Source organism: Chitinophaga polysaccharea (assembly GCF_007829335.1).
GTDB classification, from domain to species: domain Bacteria; phylum Bacteroidota; class Bacteroidia; order Chitinophagales; family Chitinophagaceae; genus Chitinophaga; species Chitinophaga polysaccharea_B.
This window is the reverse complement of record NZ_VIWO01000008.1, coordinates 171,809-192,193: the sequence shown is the minus strand read 5'-3', so window position 1 is coordinate 192,193 and position 20,385 is coordinate 171,809. Positions and strand designations below refer to the sequence as shown.

At 44.3% G+C, this 20,385-nt stretch carries 10 protein-coding genes; 1 reads left to right on the top strand and 9 read right to left on the bottom strand.

Annotated elements, in window-relative coordinates:
- Positions 1-18: 18 nt before the first annotated feature.
- The 4 genes from FHW36_RS24325 to FHW36_RS24310 form a co-directional block, all read right to left on the bottom strand.
- Positions 19-1,794 (bottom strand): RagB/SusD family nutrient uptake outer membrane protein, encoded by a 1,776-nt coding sequence (locus tag FHW36_RS24325; protein ID WP_145673021.1) that lies wholly within the window; start codon positions 1,792-1,794, stop codon positions 19-21.
- A 27-nt stretch (positions 1,795-1,821) separates the two neighbouring features.
- Positions 1,822-5,199: a SusC/RagA family TonB-linked outer membrane protein gene (locus tag FHW36_RS24320; RefSeq protein ID WP_145673020.1), complete on the bottom strand. Its 3,378-nt coding sequence runs from the start codon at positions 5,197-5,199 to the stop codon at positions 1,822-1,824.
- A 78-nt stretch (positions 5,200-5,277) separates the two neighbouring features.
- Entirely contained in the window at positions 5,278-6,273 is a 996-nt protein-coding gene (locus tag FHW36_RS24315; RefSeq protein ID WP_145673018.1) for a FecR family protein, read from the bottom strand.
- Positions 6,274-6,358: 85 nt separating this feature from the next.
- Positions 6,359-6,916, bottom strand: a complete 558-nt coding sequence (locus FHW36_RS24310; protein WP_145673017.1) for an RNA polymerase sigma factor — start codon at positions 6,914-6,916, stop codon at positions 6,359-6,361.
- Between the two features lie 348 nt (positions 6,917-7,264).
- Here FHW36_RS24310 and FHW36_RS24305 point away from each other — a divergent pair, with 348 nt between their 5' ends.
- Entirely contained in the window at positions 7,265-10,066 is a 2,802-nt protein-coding gene (locus tag FHW36_RS24305; RefSeq protein WP_246121222.1) for a family 78 glycoside hydrolase catalytic domain, read from the top strand.
- Between the two features lie 6 nt (positions 10,067-10,072).
- Here the strand turns inward: FHW36_RS24305 and FHW36_RS24300 are convergent, their stop codons facing one another.
- From FHW36_RS24300 to FHW36_RS24280, 5 genes are all read right to left on the bottom strand, one after another.
- On the bottom strand, positions 10,073-10,888 hold the full coding sequence (locus FHW36_RS24300) for an SDR family oxidoreductase (RefSeq protein ID WP_145673016.1): 816 nt from the start codon (positions 10,886-10,888) through the stop codon (positions 10,073-10,075).
- Between the two features lie 378 nt (positions 10,889-11,266).
- A complete protein-coding gene (locus FHW36_RS24295) occupies positions 11,267-12,277 on the bottom strand; it encodes a hypothetical protein (protein ID WP_145673015.1) in 1,011 nt (336 codons plus the stop codon).
- Positions 12,278-12,729: 452 nt separating this feature from the next.
- Positions 12,730-15,429, bottom strand: a complete 2,700-nt coding sequence (locus FHW36_RS24290; RefSeq protein ID WP_145673014.1) for a glycoside hydrolase family 2 protein — start codon at positions 15,427-15,429, stop codon at positions 12,730-12,732.
- A gap of 80 nt (positions 15,430-15,509) precedes the next feature.
- Positions 15,510-16,952 carry a RagB/SusD family nutrient uptake outer membrane protein gene (locus FHW36_RS24285; RefSeq protein WP_145673013.1) on the bottom strand — a complete coding sequence of 481 codons (1,443 nt, stop codon included), beginning with the start codon at positions 16,950-16,952 and terminating at the stop codon, positions 15,510-15,512.
- Between the two features lie 29 nt (positions 16,953-16,981).
- Entirely contained in the window at positions 16,982-20,182 is a 3,201-nt protein-coding gene (locus FHW36_RS24280; protein ID WP_186452581.1) for a SusC/RagA family TonB-linked outer membrane protein, read from the bottom strand.
- Between the last annotated feature and the right edge of the window lie 203 nt (positions 20,183-20,385).

Here is a 20,385-nt window from a genome sequence, read left to right as displayed (position 1 = left end):
TTTACTGTCAGCATGCTACTAATACCCCGGGTTTTGTACTATTTTCGGATTCCGGTCAATTACATCCTGGGGTACCGGGTTGAGATACATTTTTTGTGTAAATACGTGAGGGTGATTAAGCGGCACTATTTCGTATTTCCATACCCCGGCATTATCGACCGGCGACGTATTGGTAATTTTCATGGCGTGTTTATCCGCATTCATGACTGTATTCGCTGTTTTCAAGCGGATGATATCATAAAAGCGCTTTTTTTCAAAGCAAAGCTCTACTCTTCTTTCCTGGTAAATGGCCGCCTGCATTTCGGATTTTGACAAGCCGGGCGCCAGGTCTGGCAGTCCTGAGCGTTTGCGTACCTGGTTTATGGCATTATATACCGATGCGTCAGGGCCTGCTGATTCGTTTTGCGCTTCGGCATAGCCTAATAGTACTTCGGCATAACGATAGTAAATAAAATTAGCACCGCTAACGGCGCCGCCGCCCGGTCGTACCAGGGGATTGAGCCGTTTTTTGAAATAATAAGCGGTATTGCCTACGTCATCGGTACCGAAATCTATTTGGTTTTTGGAAGGATGAACTTTATCGATCCGGGTATAGATGGTGTCGGCTTTGTCCATCCAATCCATTTTATAGGGAGCGCCATCATAAACAATCCAGTCATAGAATCTTTTTTCGCGACCCACATATGGCTGTTGGGGGTTGTAGCCGGATGCAGGATCGGTTATGGGTTTTCCATTGGCCATAAAGAACTGGTCAACCAATTCCTGGGTAGGGCAATAGTTCCCCCAGGTATAATAACTGCCATTAATCCATACCGGGCCGCCATACTGCTCAAATGAAGATCCCATTGTATTGGCTACTACCTGCCGGTCCCACACAACTTCTGAATTGTATTCATTGGCTTCATACCAGATGGCAGCTGTGTTGGGGAATAATTCGTAGGATTTGTTACTACCGTATTGGTCAATAAATTGCTTAAAAGTAGCAGCGGCGGTGGCCCATCGTTTGGCATCGTAATTATTGTAGCCGGCCACCTGTTGGGGATCCGCGCCGGCAGCAGGTTGCCCAGCATTAAATGCGGGGCTGGCAGCATATAGTTCTACCCATCCTTTTAGTGCGAGCGCGGCGCCCAGTGTGGCGCGGCCGGCATCGGCATCTCCGTGGTTATATTTTACTGCCAGGTAGCCTCCCTTTACAACGGAGTCGAGTTGCGTAGTGATAAAGGTCACCGTTTCTGCAAAGGTGTTACGCGGAGTATATAAGCCTGCGCTATCCATGGTTCGCCTGTCGGCGGGCGCCGTAATAATTGGCAGACCGCCGATATGCATCCACAGCTCACTGTAGAAAAAGGCGCGCAGAAAGCGTGCTTCATCTATTCTTTTATTGAACCAGGCAGGGGAGAAGTTGGAGGCATTGGCTTTTACGTTGGCCAGAAAAGTGTTGCACTTACGGATGCTAATGAATATAGCCGGCCAGTTGGTAAGATCGCCAGAACCGGTGATACCTCCCCATACTGTATAATCGTTGGACGCGGGAGATATTATTCCTTGTTTCCAGTTATAGGAAGTATAATAAAATCCCGCATCATTGTCGTCGGTAAAATTATCCAGGTTTTCGGGTTGATTCCAATAGTTGGGCAGCGTATTATAGATATCATTCAGAAACAGGTCGGCATTACCTTCTGTGCTCCACTGGGTGGCATCTGTTAATTTGGTTTTATCGGTATTTTCCAGGAATTGTTTATTACAGGAGAGCAGTAATATGCCAATGATCAGGAGCCGGAGTATACGGGTCATAATATTTTTGTTTTTAAGAGAATGAAACTAGAATGTAATGTTCAGGCCAAAGACAAACACCTTCTGATTGGGATAGGCGGTTTCCAGGTCGGTATACCCTACTTCCGGGTCCATGAACTTCAGTTTGCTGAAGGTGAGCAGGTTTTGCCCGGATACATAGCAACGAACGCTCTGCATTTTTGCAGCATTCGCGATGCGTGCGGGTAGTGTGTATCCGAGTACTGCTGTCTTCAGACGGAGGTATCCTGTTTTCATCATCCAGAAATTGGAATTCTGGGTATTGTTGGCATAGGGCGATTGATTGGCACGCGGGTAACGGGCGTCCTGTGTAGCCGGTGTCCAGTGGTTATTTAGGTATTCGTAGGACGAATTGCTGTTGTTATTATTGAACGGAACCGTTTGGAAGCCGCGGATATTTAAACCGGCTAATGCCGAGCCCTGGAAGAACAAGCTAAGGTCAAATCCTTTCCAGGAGGCGCCGGCGGTAAATCCGTACGTGATAAAAGGATATACCGGGTTGCCGGTTACCACTTCATCATACGCATCTATTTTACCATCCGGCTTGCCGTCGGGGCCGCTGATATCAGCGTAGCGGATATCGCCGGGATGCAGTACGCCAAATTGGGTAACATGGTATCCGTCCTGGCTGTCGATGATACCATCGTTATTTTTATCATCGGAGGTGGTAAACAATCCGAGTGCATGGTAGCCATACTGTGTGCCCATGGGCCGGCCGGTTCTTCTGCGGTTGGGGTTATTAAAGGTAGCTGCTGTTTCAAACACCTGGATCATCTTGTTTTTGGCATAACTGAAATTGCCGTTCAGATTGAGTTGCAGGCCATTGGCGAAGCGATGCTGGGTACCTGCAGATATTTCTATTCCGCGGTTTTCCATGATGCCCTGGTTTTCATCAGAGAGCCCCAATCCATATTCCACGGGCACCGTAACGGCAGGCGGCAAAAGCATGCCTGTTCTTTTTTCGTGAAAATAGTCGAGCTCCAGTGTGAGCAATCCTTTCCAGAAGCTGGCATCTAATCCCACATCTGTTTTGGTGGATATTTCCCAGGTAATATTGGGATTAGCCTCGGTGGTAATCCGGGAGCCCTGCACCATTGTACCGTTGCCGAAGGCATAGGCGTTGCCATATAAGTTATAACCATTTAAATACTGAAAGGCGGCGCCGGCGAGGTTACCTGATTTACCCCATGATCCGCGTAACTTCAGGTAATTGAGTATGGTGCTACGGTCACGAAGAAAATTTTCTTCCGAGAGGATCCATCCGGCAGAGAAAGCGGGAAAATACCCCCATCGCTTGCCAGGTGCAAAGAAGTAATGGCCGTCATAACGTCCGGATGCTTCAAAGAGATATTTATGATCGTAGATATATCCAACGCGGTAAACAAAACCCAGTTGGCTTCCGCTCACAGAAGAGCCATTATTATCGAAATCATTTTTGTTGGAACTGCCCATGCTGAGTTCATCGATGTTGATGGCGAAATTGTTACGCCGGGCAGAGAAGCCGGTAGAATCGTTTCTGCGGGCTTCTGCTACCAGTAATCCGCTGAATTCATGTTTGCCGAAAGTATTACGATAGTTCAGGTATCCCTGGTAAGTGAAGTATTGATTTTTAGCATATTCCTGGTTCAGCCACGTATAGGGGGCTGCATTTCCTTCAGAGGTAGAAATCTGTTTCGTATAGGTGTACGGGGTAGTAGCCGTATTTTGGGCGTAAAAGTAAAAAGGCGTATGCCATCCCTTAATAGTGAACTCATTGGGATCGTAACTGAAAGTACCTTTGATACTAAGCCCTTTTATAAAAGGCAGTTGTTGCTCTACTGCGATGGTTGTTAACAGGGAATTAGCATTCCGATGGGAGTACCCAGCCTTTAGGATGCCAACCGGTGAATTGCCGGCAAACTCACCCCATAGGCCATTGCTATAGTAAAGATTGGTAATCGGTATCAGTTTGTAAGCACTGCGGAATAGCTGACCTGGCGTAGTAGCGGCATCTACGCTGTTGGTATTTTGTACGGCGCCTATGAGCGACAGGGTAACATTGGTGGTAGCGGTGGCGTTGATTTCCATATTAACGTTATAGTCATAGCGTTTATATTTTACCGGGTCGAACATACCATCCTGTTGCAGGTAGCCCATGCTGGCAAAATATCGCATTACCTTGCTGCCTCCGCTGAGCTGCAGGTTATAGTTTTGTACGGGCGCCTGCATATGAACAAGGTCTTTAGTATTGCTGACAGGATATTTATCGGGATCTTTTGCATGGAGGTCTGCATAGTTGTTGATAAGATCCTGGGCGAACGGTTGTTGGGTGCCATTTGGGTTTTCGTTCAGGTATGCCTCATTACGCAGACGCATATAGTCTTGTGCATTTAGCATTTTAGGGTAATAGGTAGGCGTTTGCCAGCCATAATAGCTGTTGAGGGAAAGCGTGGGTACGCCGGTTTGTCCTCTTTTGGTGGTGATCAGTATAACGCCATTGGCGCCGCCGAGGCCATAAGGCGCTACCGCTGCGGCATCTTTTAACACGGTGACAGAAGCAATGGAGGTAGGAGCTACTTCATTGATGTTGTTGCGAATAATGCCATCTACCACAATTAAAGGAGCGTTATTTCCTGTAGTAGCTATGCCCCGGATATGGATATCCGGATTGTCTCTGCCTGGCTGTCCGCCATTGGGCCGCATGCTTACGCCCGAAATGTTTCCTGCCAGGGAATTGGATATATTGGCCACCGGGGATTTAGCCAGTTCTTTGCCTTGCACAGCGGCTACCGCGGCAGTAGAAGAAGTTTTTTTCTGTGTACCGTAACCCACCACTACCACTTCATTCAGGCCGCTGGCGCTTTCTTTGAGGGTAATGGTGAGAGGCCCGCTACGGCTGCTGCCCACTTCCTGCTGCTCGTAACCAACATAGCTGAAGATAAGGACTGCACCGGGAGTGGCTGGTAATTCAAAATGGCCGCTTTCGTTGGTGACTGTGCCGATGGTGGTTCCTTTTATTTTTACGGATACGCCGATCAGTGGATCGCCTTTTTCATTCTTTACCGTACCTGTTATTTTGTCGGCATTTACTGTGTTCGTCCTTATTACGATGGCATTATTGTTCAGCATGGTATAACCCAGGTCGGTACCCTGGAGGGCTGTTGACAGTAGTTGAGGCACTGTAGCATTTTCGACATGTAAGGATACCGAAGTTTGATCCGGAAGCAGATCATCATTATAAATAAGGCGGCAGCGGCTTTTTTCCTGGATGGTTTTCAATACCGTCTTGATGCTGGCTTTTTCCAGGGAGATCGTTATTTTTTCCTGCGACCATGCCGTGGCATAGCCCTGGGTACAAGCCAGCACAAGAAAGGTGATGGCTATTTTTAGTAATAGCGTTGTTTTCATAACATGGAATTAATAAGTGGTTGACGTAATAAAAGGGCGTTGTAATATGTTAGGTCATTGTAGGTTTATTTAAACTGGTCATCGGTCTATCCATACTTCCCTGTTATGTACCTGGAAGGTAAAGGATCGGGATAACTGTAAGGCTTTCAATGTTTCTTCTATTGGTTCTGTATCTATAATGCCAGAGAACTTTAGTTGCATAAGCGATGGATGGGCGAAATGTATAGATACGCCATACCATTGTTCCATCTGCTTTGCAAGGGTTGCAAATGATTCGTTGTCAAATACGAGCTTGTTGTTGAGCCACAATAAGTCGGTTGCCTTTCCACTGCTGTCTTTTTGCGCGAGGGAACGCACTACATTGATACTGGCAGTAGTAGTGGCGGGCACAATGATTTTTTCATTTGGTTGTAATTCCAGCGCTTTCCCGGGCTGATGTGGAAAAGACACTGCTATTTTCCCGCTGATAAGGGTCGTCGAAATAATGCTGTCAGTTGCATAGGCCTTTACATTAAAGGATGTACCCAGTACTGTAATATTCATACGACTGGTATGAATGATAAATGGGTGGGCCGCATGTCCCGCCACCTCAAAGAATGCCTCTCCGGTGAGCATTACTTCCCTGTTTTTTTTCCCGAACTGTTGGTCATCATATTCTAACCGGCTGTGATGGTTAAGACATACCTTGCTGCCATCGGGTAATGTCAGGCTGAGTTTACCCGCGCCGGCTTCACTGATTTGTTGCCGTGAGGAGTATACATGCGGCATCGTGATTTTCCAGGCGGTCCAGCCTATAACCACGACGATGGCAGCAGCAGCAGCCAGCCTGCGTGGTATACGCCAGGCGGAAGAATGACGTGCCTGGTTGTTGACACGATTCCATATACGTTGATGCGCTGCCTGATCAACAGGCATTACGTTAGTGGGCGATTCCCATATGGATGTTACGAGTTTTTGCAGTGCCGCTGCATCCGGATGCCCGGCGAGCAGGACATCCAGCGCGGTCAGTTCTTCGGCGGTGATTTCACCGCTGGCCTGTTTGCCCAGTAAAATCCATATGATGTCGTCACTCATTTTAAAAACTTGTTATCAGCATTTGGCGCCGGAGTATAAGACAACAGAAAAAGCAGTATACCCCCAAAAGCACCTGGGATTTTTTTTAGAGAGGATTGCTGATATGTTGTGCCTTTATCTTAAGTAGTTTTTTCAGGGCGATACCTACCTGGTTTTCTACTGTTTTTACGGATATATCCAAAAGGGCGGCCACTTCGCGGTATTTTAAACCATCTTCTTTTACCAGTTTAAATATCAGGCGGCACTGTGGGGGTAGCTCATTGATGGCCAGGTATATCTGCTGCATAGCTTCATGGCCAATCAGCAGGTCTTCCGGGGTATTGCCTGCCGGTGGTGCTGGCAATACTGTATCATCCAGCTGCGATGTTTTATGCGGTGCATATTTGCGGAGATAATTGAGGGCAATATTACGGGTTGTTGCATAGAGATACCATTTCAGGTTTTGTACCTGGTCAAGGTGTTTCCGTTTTTGCCATACCTGGATGAACACATCTGCCACGATTTCTTCAGCCATTTCTCTTGTATGTATGATAGCCAGGGCCAGGTGGAACAGGGATGGGCTAAAGTGGTCATACAATTTTTTCAATGCAGGTGTATCACCGGTATGTATTCCATGTTGCCATTCGGAGATCTCATCGTGCATGAAAGTAAAAATACCCAAATTATGGGTAAATGCAAGTGAATAAATTAAGTGTCTTTAGGACATAATGTTGATGTTTACAGGATATTGTAGATACTATATTTATAATTTATAGAGATACAGGCATATTTTAACAGCACATTTGTTATCCGGGTGCCGTATTACTGCATTGGTGCCGTTGGATCCCCATTGAGGACTGTTTTTTCCTGTGTATGGCAGCCACATGTAAAATATCCCCGGAATTTTTATAAATTAATCTAACGGAGAAGGTAACCGAGCAGACCTTTTAATAAAGTAACCGAGGCTATAGTGGACATGGAACCTTAAACCTTTATCAAATATCACCCTATTATGATGCTAAAATTCGGCTTCACACTGTGTTTGTTTTTTATCACCACCCTTGTTATGGCCCAGGAGGTAACGGTACAGCACCTGCAATGCCAGTACCGGGATAACCCTATCGGCGTGGATGCCCTGCATCCGGCGTTGAGCTGGCAGCTGGCGGGTAATGGCAGCAATATCAGTCAAACCGCCTACCGTGTGCTGGTGGCGGATAAGCCAGAATTGCTCTGCAGGAATAAAGGGAATATCTGGGATTCGAAAAAGGTAAGCAGCCATGAATCACTGCAGATCCGGTATGAAGGGAAAGCGTTGCGTGCCGCCACCACCTATTACTGGAAAGTAATGGTATGGGATGAGCATGCAAAAGCGTGTAACTGGAGTGAGCCTGCGCAATGGTACACCGGGCTGTTGCAGGCGGGCGACTGGAAAAATGCGCAATGGATAGGCTATGAACAGCTGCCGGAGAAGGAGCGCATTGTGCCGGCCATTACCAACGACGGAGATCCTAAATACCGCCATCGGAAAGATATACTGCCCCTGCTCAGAAAGGAATTTACCCTTCGTAAGCCCCTGGAAAAAGCCACAGTATTTATTTGTGGCCTGGGCCAGTTTGATCTCCATATTAATGGTAAAAAAGTAGGGGATCATTTTTTGGATCCGGGTTGGACAAAATATGATCAGCATGCGCTCTATGTTACCTTCGATGTTACTTCGCAGCTACAGTCAGGCGCCAATGCACTGGGCGTAATGCTGGGGAATGGATTCTTTTATGTGCCGGGTGAAAGGTACCGCAAATTGACCGGTGCGTTTGGTTATCCCCAGCTGCGGTGCCGGATGTTATTGCAATACAGGGATGGGAGTACAGACGATATCGTAAGTGACGCTTCGTGGAAAACGGCTCCGGGGCCGGTTACTTTTTCCAGTATTTATGGAGGAGAAGATTACAATGCTACCCTCGAACAAACAGGCTGGGATCAACCTGGATTCAGCGATGCGTTGTGGCGGCGTGCAGTAGTAGTGGATGGTCCGCCGGTATTGAATGCCCAGGGCGCGTTTCCGTTAAAGATATTCGATCGCTTTGAGCCAGTGAAAGTTACCCGGCTGGCATCGGGGACCTGGCTGTACGACCTGGGCCAAAATGCTTCCGGCATTCCTGCTATCTCTGTAAAAGGGAAAAAAGGGGCGGTGATAAAGATTATCCCCGCAGAACTGATTAGCGAGGTAGGGTTAGTGGATCAACGGGCGGTAGGTGGACCGGTGTACTTTAATTATACGTTGAAGGGAGAAGGCACAGAGTCGTGGCAGCCGCAATTTATGTACTATGGCTTCCGCTACCTGCAAATAGAAGGCGCAGTGCCGGAGGGCAAAGCCAATGCCGCCGACCTGCCTGTACTCACCGCCGTACATGGCTTGCATACCCGTAATGCAGCGCCCACGATCGGGCAGTTCACCTGTTCTAACGATTTGTTCAACAAAACATTTAAGCTGATCGACTGGGCCATTCGCAGTAATACGGCCAGCGTTTTTACCGATTGTCCGCACCGGGAGAAGCTGGGTTGGCTGGAAGAGGCGCACCTGGTAGGCAGTTCTATCCGTTACAACTATGATATCGCCGCACTTTGCCGCAAAGTAGTGCGGGACATGATACATGCGCAAACGCCGGAGGGCCTGGTACCAGATATTGCGCCAGAGTACGTGCATTTCGATGAGGGATTCCGCGACTCGCCGGAATGGGGGAGTAACGCGGTAATTTTGCCTTATTATATCTATCAGTGGTACGGCGATCAGTCGGTGCTAACGGAGAGTTATGAGATGATGACCCGTTACGTTGCCTACCTGGAGAAAAAGTCGGATCATCATTTGTTGAGTCACGGTTTGGGTGATTGGTACGATATCGGCCCGAAGTTTCCGGGGGAGGCGCAGCTAACGCCGAAGGGGGTAACGGCAACGGCTATGTACTATTACGACCTGAGTATCCTGGCCAGGGTAGCGGGCATTTTGAGTAAGCAGGACGACCGGCAGCATTACCTGGCATTGGGAGAGGCGGTGAAGCAGGCATACAACAAGGCGTTTTTTAACGATAGCACGCATCAATATGCCAGCGGGAGCCAGACCGCCAATGCCATGTCGGTATACATGCAGTTGGTACCGCCGGAGCATAAAGCGGCTGTGGTGGAAAATATAGTGGCAGATGTACGTCAGCATAACAACGGCATTACTGCGGGCGATATCGGTTACCGGTATTTGTTGCGGGTGTTGGATGATGAGGGGCGTTCGGATGTTATTTACGATATGAACAGCCGGTCGGACGTGCCGGGTTATGGCTTGCAGCTGGCCAAGGGAGCTACCGCATTAACGGAGTCGTGGCAGGGCTACCGTGATGCGTCCAATAATCATTTTATGCTGGGGCACCTGATGGAGTGGTTTTACAGCGGGCTGGCGGGAATACGGCCGGCGCCGGGCAGTGTGGCGTTTCATGATATCGTGATCCGTCCTGAACCCGTGGGCGATGTTACGATGGCAAAGGCCAGTTATTCATCTCCCTATGGTACCATTGGCAGCAGTTGGACAAAAGAAAGCGATCGTTTTTCGCTGGAAGTGGAGATTCCGGCCAATACGCGGGCGACTATTTACCTGCCTGCCAGTTCTACTTCCGATATTATCGTAAATGGCAATGTGGTGAATGTGGCTAGTGGGTATAAAGACGGGCGTTATGTGATGGAAACGGGTTCCGGTAAGTACACGTTCCAGGTAGTGGATACGCCCCCGGCGAATTCATCGGCGGGAACGTATGCCGGGATCATTCATTAATGTCGTTTACAGGAATAAGTCTTTTTGCAGTTTACCTCCGGGTACTACCGCATATTTATCAAAATTGGTAATACCTGCCTGTTGCAGTACTGCTTCATCGATCAGCGTTTGACCGCTGTAGGTAGCGGGTTGTTGCAGGATGTATTCCACGGCGTCGGCGAGGATGTCGGGGGTACGGCTTCTGTTGATCAGCGCTTCTCCGCCGAGCAGGTTTTTTACCGCGGCGGTGGCGATGGTGGTGGCGGGCCAGAGGGCGTTGGAGGCTATCTGGTAGGGGGCTAGTTCTGCAGCCCAGCCCATGGCCAGCATGCTCATGTTGTATTTGCTGATGGTATAAGCAACATGGGGGCCAAACCATTTTGGGTCGAGGTTGATGGGAGGGGAGAGGGTGAGTATATGTGGTTGTTTGCCTTTTTTCAGGTGGGGGATACAATGCTGCGTTACCAGGAAGGTTCCTCGCACATTGATATCATACATCAGGTCGAATCTTTTGGCGGGGGTTTGTTCGGTGTTGGTGAGCTGGATAGCGGAGGCGTTGTTGATCAGCACGTCGATACCTCCGAAGGTGGCGACGGCTTTTTCCACGGCCTGGGCGATCTGTGCTTCTTCGCGGATATCTACCTGTACGGCGAGAGCTTTACCGCCGGCGGCTTCCACTTCTTCAGCGGCGGAGTAGATGGTACCTCCGAGCCGCGGGTCTTCTTCTACGCTTTTGGCGGCGATGACAATATTGGCTCCTTTGCTGGCCAGTTGTAATGCAATGGCTTTGCCGATGCCCCGGCTGGCGCCTGTGATGAAGATAGTACGTTGTTGAAAAGACATAAAATAACCCTTACATTTTGCGGTGGAAAGAAAAGGAATTTACGAAATCTCTTCCGGTTCGCAAAAGAAGGGTTTAGTTTAAAAATTGCGTAGCCAGGAATGGCTCCGCTTTGATCCTTTTAGACTGTAGCTATGGAGGTGCTTCCTCCTATACAAGTGGATCGGACTATCTTATGGGTAGGGGATAATTAAGATTTTTGGAAACGGTACACACAGAAGGGGAAAAATAACCCTTACATTCCGCGATGGAAAAGGGGTCTGGTGGGATCTTTTCCGGGTCGCAGACGAAGGGTTATTTTGAGGGATCGAAAACCGCGAAGCCAAGATTAGCTTCGCACAAAACAACCATATCTGTACTGAAGCTTATGTCGGTGTCCTTCATTGGGCATTACGCACCGCAATGTAGGAGCAATCGAAATATGTTTCGAATTTCTTTATGAATTCACCGGTATCTCTCATCCCGATGGCCTTAGCGATGATGTTAGGTTCAGCTTTGGTGTTGACAATCAGTTTGAACGCCTGGTACATTTTACATTGAAAGTGGAATTGTTCCGCGGAGATGAAACAGGTGGCTTCAAAGGCGGCTTTCAGCTCCCTGGCGTTAACATCCAGGATATACGCCATTTTAGCGCTGTTAAATTCTTCTCCTACGTTTTCCTTCAGGAATTGAACCGCATGGGGCACTGCGTCCATTATTTCGGGGTCAAACTTTGGACTGGGTAAGTGAGATACCTTGTCCTGGTTGGCGAAGTTAATGAACAGATCGAGGCAGTTGCGATACAGGAATTTATCTGCCAGCATTTCAATATACCGGCATCCACAGATTTGCTGAATAATTTCAAAGCAAACCTTGTTGATTTTATAGGGGCGATCGTGTAGTGGTCCACTACCTTTCCTGAGTTTTTTTTGTGTTAGCTGCGCCAGTTCCGGGTGTTTAGTGGACAGCTTGGAAAACACATGCGGCAGCACGTTGATATGAAAGCTGAACAGGGTATCGCCTCTTTTCATGGGCGCTTCGTGAAAGGCGGCATCCAGTTTAAAGAGGTTGACTTCCTTGCCGCTTAATTTATAGGGGCCATTATCCGTTATTTCCGCCATCACATCGCTGCCGGCCATAAAGTGGAGGGCGATGATCGGCTTGGTGGTAACGGGTAAGAGGGTGATGTTTTCCATGGCGAATACTTCGTGTGTCCACAGGGAAAAAGGTCCCAGTCGTATGGACTGACAGAGCATGTCGAAGTCGTAATCATGTGTATAAAACACGCTGGCTGCGGGAATAACTAAGTTTCTATATTCTTCGGGAATTGTTTCAATCGGGGTATAGTCGGTATCATCTGTCTCAATCCGGAGTACTTTTCCGGGCCATCTAAGGTGGTTAGGAATTTTCATAAGTTTGAAATTTTGTAATTAGATGATTGGTCGAATGTGTTTGAAGCCACAGTTAACGAAAGGGCCATAGGATAATAACAAACTGTAAGCATCATTTTTTTGAATTTTATGATTTATTTAATTTCAAAAAAGTGTGTCTTTTAATGGTACACCTAAAACCCAATGAGCGTATTATTGCTTTGAAACTTTTTTCGAGGTGCATCGGACATATATATTATACACTGCTTAAGAATGAGTTGTACTAGTTCTTCTCTCTTTTTTTCTGCTTCTATCCTCATTCTGAATAAACTCACATAATAAATACACCGGTCAAATTCATAACGTACCATAAATTTTATTTTTTTTGAGATTTTTGAAAAAATGGGTCACCAATAGGAATATTAGTGACGATTCATAAGAAGACAAGGGGTGTAAACCAACCACCCACTTGTACCGCGTTGTTTACCCAAAGCTCAATTATTTTGAGGCCAGGTTGGAAGACCGGCTTTCATTTTTTGAAGGGTTTCGGCGAAGAGTTTTTCGTCAGGAGCACCTTTCTTTAGTGCTAGTGCCTTTTCTTCCCATTGAATAGCTTCATTGGAATTGTTCGTTCTATGTAGTAGATTGGCATAAGTGTCATATCCTTCAGCGGAACGATCAATATTTTTGTCTATTATATGTTTCATCACATTAGTAGCAAACGTCAGCTCGCCAATATTTTTGGAGTGTTCAAAAAGAATCCAAGTAAGGTTATTTATATGATATTCAGGATAGTGATTCATAGATTTTTTAAAGTAAAGCACATAATACTTTCCATAGTTTTCCCAATCTTTCACTTCAAAACCGTAGTATATCATTCTCCAGCCTAGCACGCATTCTTCGCCCAGACTTCCAAATAGGGTAGTAACTTTTTGCTGAATGGTTTCCCAATTTGGATGATTTTTATAGTATGGAGCGATCTCTTCATTGTAAATTATTTTCTTGACTTTGCGCATTGCTGAAAATTCTCCAAGAACTGAATCTACTTTTTCCGGTTTTTTAAGACAGAAATTAAACCCGATGTCCTTGCTGGTTCTTGTGATTGCTATGATAAAATCTAAGTTTTCTTTTGAAAAAGGTTGTTTTAAAATGTCTATATAACTATTGCCAACCAATGTGGCATTTTCCTGATCTTTTTTTCGAATGGCCATCAATGTAAGCCTTCTCAGGAAGGTAGAGTCGTTATGTAGGGTATTTTTATATTCAACCAGTAATTCCTGATATCTGTTGTCATTGTCCCCAGTATCAATGTTGGCTGCTATTATGAAATTAGGATCCAACGTAAACCCGTCCGTCAGAGGAACCAGCTCCTTATTAAGTGACCTGATTTCATCTACTGGGATCTTAATTATTTTCCGATCATATGTCAATAGGCCATTTTCTTCTCCTTCAACATCAAAAGGTTGAGTATAAATAGAGGCGGTAAGGCCTTCCTTTTCTAGCTGCTTGAGTTGCTCCGTCATTTTAATGTATTGGGCCTTTAGTTCAGCTGGGGTTACCTGTACATATCCCCAGCCTCGCATATCGTCCCATTCATGGCCCGGAACAGATACTCCAATGCCTCCAAATTCGCCTACAACCCTTGCCTTATTACGTTGTGGCGGCGCGTTTCTTGGCTCTGGATATGAGTGAACATCTGTTAAGTCACTGCTGATCCATGGATCGTCTGCAGGTGCCCGTAATTCATCGTTTACATATAGCAATTCACCCGAATGTCCATTAACCAGTCTGCTAGGATCGTTCTTTTTTATCCATTTAGTAAGTCGTTCTTGGTCATAGGCCCCCCAACGTTCATTAAATAATACCCAAGTAGTAATACTGGGATGATTATGGAGTTGTTCCATAGTTTCCTGTACTTCCTTTTCAAATATTACCCTTGAGCCTGGAGGAAGGTCCTGGGGCGGATTGACAAAATCTTGCCAGACCAGTATTCCGATTTTATCAGCATGGTAATACCACCTTTCAGGTTCAATTTTTATATGTTTTCTAATAGTATTGAATCCCAAAGACTTAATGGCCTTTATATCAAAGGATAGAGCTTCATCCGTGGGCGCTGTGTATAATCCCTCCGGCCAGAAACCTTGGTCCAAGGTGCCTAAGTTGAACATATATTTGTTATTAAGAAAGATGCGATCCGCACCTTTCTGATCTTTTTGGATATCAATTTTCCGCATTCCGAAATAACTTTTTACCTCATCGGTGATTTTTTTTCCTTTTTTCAACCGGATAGAGAGATCATACAAAAAAGGAGAATCTGGAGACCACAATTGAACGTTTGGGATATAGATAGTAGAGTTTACCTGTTGCTGGGAAGCAGGTATTTGAAGAGTGTTAATTACTTTACCATTGGTTGACACAATTATATCAAGGCTACTGTTATTCTCCGGATGTCCAGCTATGTCGATGACTATAGCTAATGTACCTTTATCTATATCCGGTGTGGTCTTAAGACTGCTAATATGTGTTGACTCAACTTTTTCAAGCCATACAGTTTGCCAAATACCACTTGAAGCTGTATAATAAATAGTTTCTGGATACAATACCTGTTTACCATGTGGATTAGGGCCTTGATCGGTAGGATCATATACTTTTACAATAATTTCGTTATTGCCTGGCTGTAGGAAATTAGTTACATCAAAAGAAAAATTTTGATATCCACCAGTATGTTGCCCCACTTGCTTTTTATTAATAAAGACAGTAGTCTGCCAGTCAACTGCACCGAAATTAAGAATTATATGGTCGTTTTGGAGTAAGGCCGGGCGCTGGATAATCTTTCTGTACCATAGTCTCTGATCTGGCATGAGCGCTTTTTTTACACCTGACAGCACTGATTCAATAGGATATGGTACTAGTATCTTGCCCTGGAATGAATTTGGTATTGCCGCGGTTGAATCAGTAATTGCATATTCCCATAGGCCATTTAGGTTTTGCCAGCTATCTCGCTGTAGTTGAGGGCGCGGGTATTCATTTAATGCATTTGTAGTGTCTACATTTTCTGCCCATCGAGATTGTATATGGACTGTTTGTATTTTGTAGGAAGAATTATTAGTGGTTGATGGCGCCGGATTATTCTGAGCAAAGCAGTTTGCTGTAATTAGAATAAATAATGTACTTAATTTAAATGGTGTATTCATTAGTAATGGTTTATCGGAATTGTCTCCAAGAGTCTTTCCCACTATAACATATAGCTATAAAGAAGAGAATAAGATGTTGATTAATAACCTGGATTTTGTCTTATGTTTCCATCGCCAATAACCTCGGTTGAAGGAATTGGATATAGTTGCCAGTTTGAGCTCCATATGCCTCCTTTTTGTGGAGTCACTGCGCCCATTATAGTATCGATAGTTTTAGTCCGTTTCAGATCAAGCCATCTGTTGCCCCATTCTGTGAAGAGTTCTACTTGCCGTTCATGAACTATAGCAGTGAGTAAAGCCGAATTTGTACTGTATTTGTGTTCTTCTAGTCCTGCCCTTTTACGAATGATATTTAAATCGTTTGTTGCGTTGGCGACATCGTTGAGATGTGCTCTCGACTCGGCGCGGATAAGATATTGTTCTGCAAGGCGAAATATTGTATGGTATTCTGTTACCGGGGCTCCATATGTCGCTGATTGATATTTAAAAGGAAAGTAGTAGTAGGTAGTATCATCAACGGCTACACTATTTACCCATTTAGTCCTACGGAGATCTCCTGATTCAAAGCTTTGCAAGAGGTGATCGTTTAGGTATACAGGGGTATATGCAGAGGGGCCGGTAGACGGAATGATGTATATTTTTGCATCTAATGTATTCATGCCATAGGTTACTGGTTGCAGCTGCCAAATGGCTTCTTCATTGTTCATAAGGAAAACGCTATTTAAAGAATCTTCGAGGTGGTACAGAGATGTGTTGTCAATTAATTCACTGGACTCGATTTCAGCGTTTTTCCAATCACCGATGTATAAATAGCTTTTGGACAAAAGTGCGATAGCTGCCCATTTAGTCGGTCTTATTCGTTCAGGCGTCTTTTTTAAGAGGGAAGCATCAAGATAATCAGGAGATAAAAGTGTCTTCGCTTCTGTTAAATCTGCAATTATTTGTGTCCATACTTTTTCCTGAGATGAGCGAGCAAGTACACTATTAACTTTATAATCGCTGGTTATAGCTAACGGTACGTCTCCGTATAAATTAACAAGGTAAAAGAAAAAGAATGCTCTGAGAAATTTGGCCTCTCCCAGCAGTTGTTGTTTCACGCTAGGATTAAGAAGTATAGAATTCGTGATTCCTTCGATGGCTAAATTAACTATGTAGATTTTGGAGTAAATATTACTCCAAATGTTGAAAGGATTGGGTGCAGCAAGGTTGTTTAAGTAGTATGTTTTCAACGTTGCATTGTTGGATCCACTGTATAAGACAAGTTCATCGGCACTAAGACCTGCAACAAGACCAATAGAAATAAGATCTAATCCGGTCATACTGGCGGCGCTAATTTGGCTATAAATTCCCGTTAGAACAGCTACCGCAGTCTCATCGTTTGTATATACATTTTTCCCATTGATACTAGTTGTAGGGCTGTTTACTTCAACTAATTTTTTGCAGCTAGACAGCGGAATGGTAATGAAGATCATGCCCATGATAAGGTAGAAAATATTTCTTTTTATTTTGATAGCTGATATCATAACTCACATGTTAGACTTAGGAATTTGAATTAAAGTGAAATTTGAGCTCCGATTGTTATTAGTCTTAAGGGAGGTAGTGACAAGCCAGGGCTTTCAGGATCAAATCCTTTATATTTTGTAAATGTTAATACATTTTGCGCATTTGCAAATATTTTCGCGTTTTGAAGATGGATTGTTTTTTTCCAATTAGAAGGTAATTCCCACGAAATGGAAACATTTCGCAACTTTATGAATGATTGGTCGGTCCAAACAGCGTTACTATTAGAGAGTGTTGATAAATCTTTACTACCATCAGAACTGAAAGGTTGACGGGTCGCATTATCACCGGGATTTTGCCAACGTTTCAAAACAGCGGTAGTCTGATTACCTCGCCCAAAGTTAAATAGGCCGGGATAGGTATTCGAGATACCGTACGTCAGGTTATCAACGCCATATTTTTTTGTAAACTGAAAGAAAATATCTATTGAAATACCTTTGTAGCTGAAGCTATTTTGAAAGCCGCCATAGAACTTTGGGTCTGGACTAACCGCAATGTATCTGTCAGTCGGATCAGATGGGTTTAGCGTAATATTTCCTTTTAGATCTCTATATTGATATTTACCTGTGGTATCATTAATGTCTCCATAACTAAAGAATGTGGATAGCGTGAGAGGTTTTCCTATTAAGAATGCAAGGCTTTTTTCAATGCCAAAGTATGAGTATAATTGATTTTTCGGAATAGTCAAGTTAATATTGCTGGTCCAGCTGAAATGTGCTGTTTTAACATTCGTGGTTTGTAATGTGAACTCCCATCCAGTATTACGTATAATCGCTGGAAAATTTTTTGTGATTTCACTAAACCCAGTAATGAATGGCAACCTGAACGTTGATAATTGGTTTCCTGATGTGTTTTTATTGTAGTTAATACCAAACAAAATTCTGTTGTCTATAAATCCTAAATCCAGACCGAATTGTAATTTCTTGGTTTCCTCCCATTCTAGGTACGGATTGGTTAATCTTTGCGGGGCTAAGCCCAATGTATTTTGATATGGAGTTCCTGTTACGGTAACCGCTTGATATAAGTCAATAAATTGATAATCGCCAATCTGATCGTTGCCCGTGGTACCATAGCTTGCGCGCAGTTTCCCGAAATTTAAAAAAGAGAAGACATGTTGACATCCGGGTTCCTCTGAGAAAACCCATGCACCAGCAATAGACCCGAAATTATGAAACTGCTTTTGTGGACCGAAGCGGGAGCTGCCATCTCTTCTAGTGTTGAGGTTGAGGATATATTTGTTCTGCCAATTATAGGTAATTCTCCCAAATAACGCATTGTATTTATAAACGGAGTTAATAGTGGATCCGATCATTAGCGTTGCGGCCGCCAGGTCCTCCATGACTAGATCGTTGGTGAACCCACCTGCAGCAATGGTCGTTTGGTCGCTATTTTGTTGTGTTATTGTACCGCCTACTACGGCATTTAATGTACCTTTTGAGATGTTATGGTTGAATTCAACTTGTGGCTCAACGATCCACGAGTTGCTGCGGTTCATTGTAAATTGAGATATCCTTATCGAATATACCCGATCTTCAGGAGTATACATGGAGAGAGGGGATTTTACAATTTCATTTACATTAAGGCTGGTATATCCAAAAGATGTTTTTAGAAATAGACCTGGGTAAATCTCGTAACTTAATATCGAACTGGCAAGAAGGTTTGTCGTTTTGTTGACACTTTTTTGTATTAATGGTGCCATTGGGTTATTCAAGAAAGTTGTTGATCCTGAGCTACTTGGCATCCAGTTGATGCTTCCATCTTTGTTATAAGGGAGTGGAGAAACTGGGGCCAATTGAAGTGCAAGAGACGTTAAGTCGGTCATTGGCAGTTTGTTATTATCTATAAGGTATGAACCTGAGAATTGCACTCTGAATTTTTGGTTTTTAGAACTACCATTCATATTAAAATGAAGAGAGCCCTTGGTGTCAGAGAAGTCTCCTGGAAATACCGTTCCCTCTTTTCGATATGCTGCGCCGAGTAAAAACTGCATAGTATTGCTACCCCCAGAAATATTTGCTTCTATATCTGTAAATTTTGACGCGCGACCAATAAGCTCCTTTTGCCAGTCTACGTTTCTGGTAGTATCCCAGGTGCCATTAAGGTCCCAGTCAAACGCTGATGGTGTGGATATACCATCATTTTTTAATGCTTCGTGACGCATTTCTAGATATTCTTTCGTGTTTAGTACATTTACTTTGTGCCCAACTGTTCCCCAACCATTTTGAAATTTTACATTTGTTCTAATTTCCCCTGATTTCCCTTTTTTGGTAGTTATTAGCACGGCGCCGTTTGCAGCTCTTGAGCCATAGATAGCTGTGGCATCTGCATCTTTCAGAACTTCAATGCTTTCAATATCGGAGGTGTTGAGATAGTTTAACGGATTTCCGAAAGAAGTTGTAACACCTGAGTTTCCGGTTATCATATTTGTTGTTGGAAGTAATTGAGAAATGTATGGAACACCGTCAACAACATAGAAGGGGTCATTGCCGCTATGCAGACTGTTTATCCCTTGAATGCGAACTATTACACCAGTTCCGGGTAAACCAGTGGCTTGTTGTATATAAATGCCAGGTACACGACCTTCGACAGCCAGTAGGGGATTGCCAACGGGTTGTTTTTCTATATCAATTGCTTTTACGCTGCTTATGTTTCCCGTACTAAGTCGTTTAGTGGTGATGCCATATGCTATCACTAGTTTTTCGTCTAGTGCATTGGTATGCGTATTTAATTGGATGATTGAATTTTTTTCATCGGCAATTATTTCCTTAGATTCAAAGCCAATTGAGCTTACAACTATTGTACTCCCTTTGCTTATATTTGAAAGTGAGAAAGTGCCTGCGGCATCTGAAATTGTACCACGTTTGTCTTTTTTCTCTAATATAGTGGCTCCGGGAATTGGATTTCCTGAATTGTCCACAATTTTACCCGAAATCCGCACTCTGTTTTCCGCTGTATCCTTTTTTAGGATATGGCTAGCGTTATATTTTTTTAATTCCGGCTTCTTGAATATATCAATTGTGTGTTCATTTAGAAAGAAGGATAGTTCCTTTTTATCATTTAGTAGGTACACCATTACTTCACTTATCCCTGTTTTAATGAAATTCACCGTGATCTTATTCTCCTCATCCAGCTGAGTGTCTGAGAGGTTGTTTATTACTTCTAAACCGGTTTGTTGATATATTTTCTTGAACACCTCCCGGATGGGTATATTTGTACCAGATATAGTCACTTTGGGAACTTGCCTGGCGGAGGATGCTATTAGACTATATGGGTTAGAAAAGCAGAATATTGATAGATATAATATTCGTAACAGTATGGGGTGTGATATTGTTTTTGTCATTTGATTATAATTTAATTGAAGCGTTCCTAGACTCAGCTAGTGGTGCTATCCCTTTA

Bases quoted from the DNA above. Each gene is read 5' to 3' on its own strand.
- FHW36_RS24325 (WP_145673021.1), bottom strand. From the start codon at position 1,794: ATGACCCGTATACTCCGGCTCCTGATCATTGGCATATTACTGCTCTCC.
- FHW36_RS24320 (WP_145673020.1), bottom strand. From the start codon at position 5,199: ATGAAAACAACGCTATTACTAAAAATAGCCATCACCTTTCTTGTGCTG.
- FHW36_RS24315 (WP_145673018.1), bottom strand. From the start codon at position 6,273: ATGAGTGACGACATCATATGGATTTTACTGGGCAAACAGGCCAGCGGT.
- FHW36_RS24310 (WP_145673017.1), bottom strand. From the start codon at position 6,916: ATGCACGATGAGATCTCCGAATGGCAACATGGAATACATACCGGTGAT.
- FHW36_RS24305 (WP_246121222.1), top strand. From the start codon at position 7,265: ATGATGCTAAAATTCGGCTTCACACTGTGTTTGTTTTTTATCACCACC.
- FHW36_RS24300 (WP_145673016.1), bottom strand. From the start codon at position 10,888: ATGTCTTTTCAACAACGTACTATCTTCATCACAGGCGCCAGCCGGGGC.
- FHW36_RS24295 (WP_145673015.1), bottom strand. From the start codon at position 12,277: ATGAAAATTCCTAACCACCTTAGATGGCCCGGAAAAGTACTCCGGATT.
- FHW36_RS24290 (WP_145673014.1), bottom strand. From the start codon at position 15,429: ATGAATACACCATTTAAATTAAGTACATTATTTATTCTAATTACAGCA.
- FHW36_RS24285 (WP_145673013.1), bottom strand. From the start codon at position 16,952: ATGATATCAGCTATCAAAATAAAAAGAAATATTTTCTACCTTATCATG.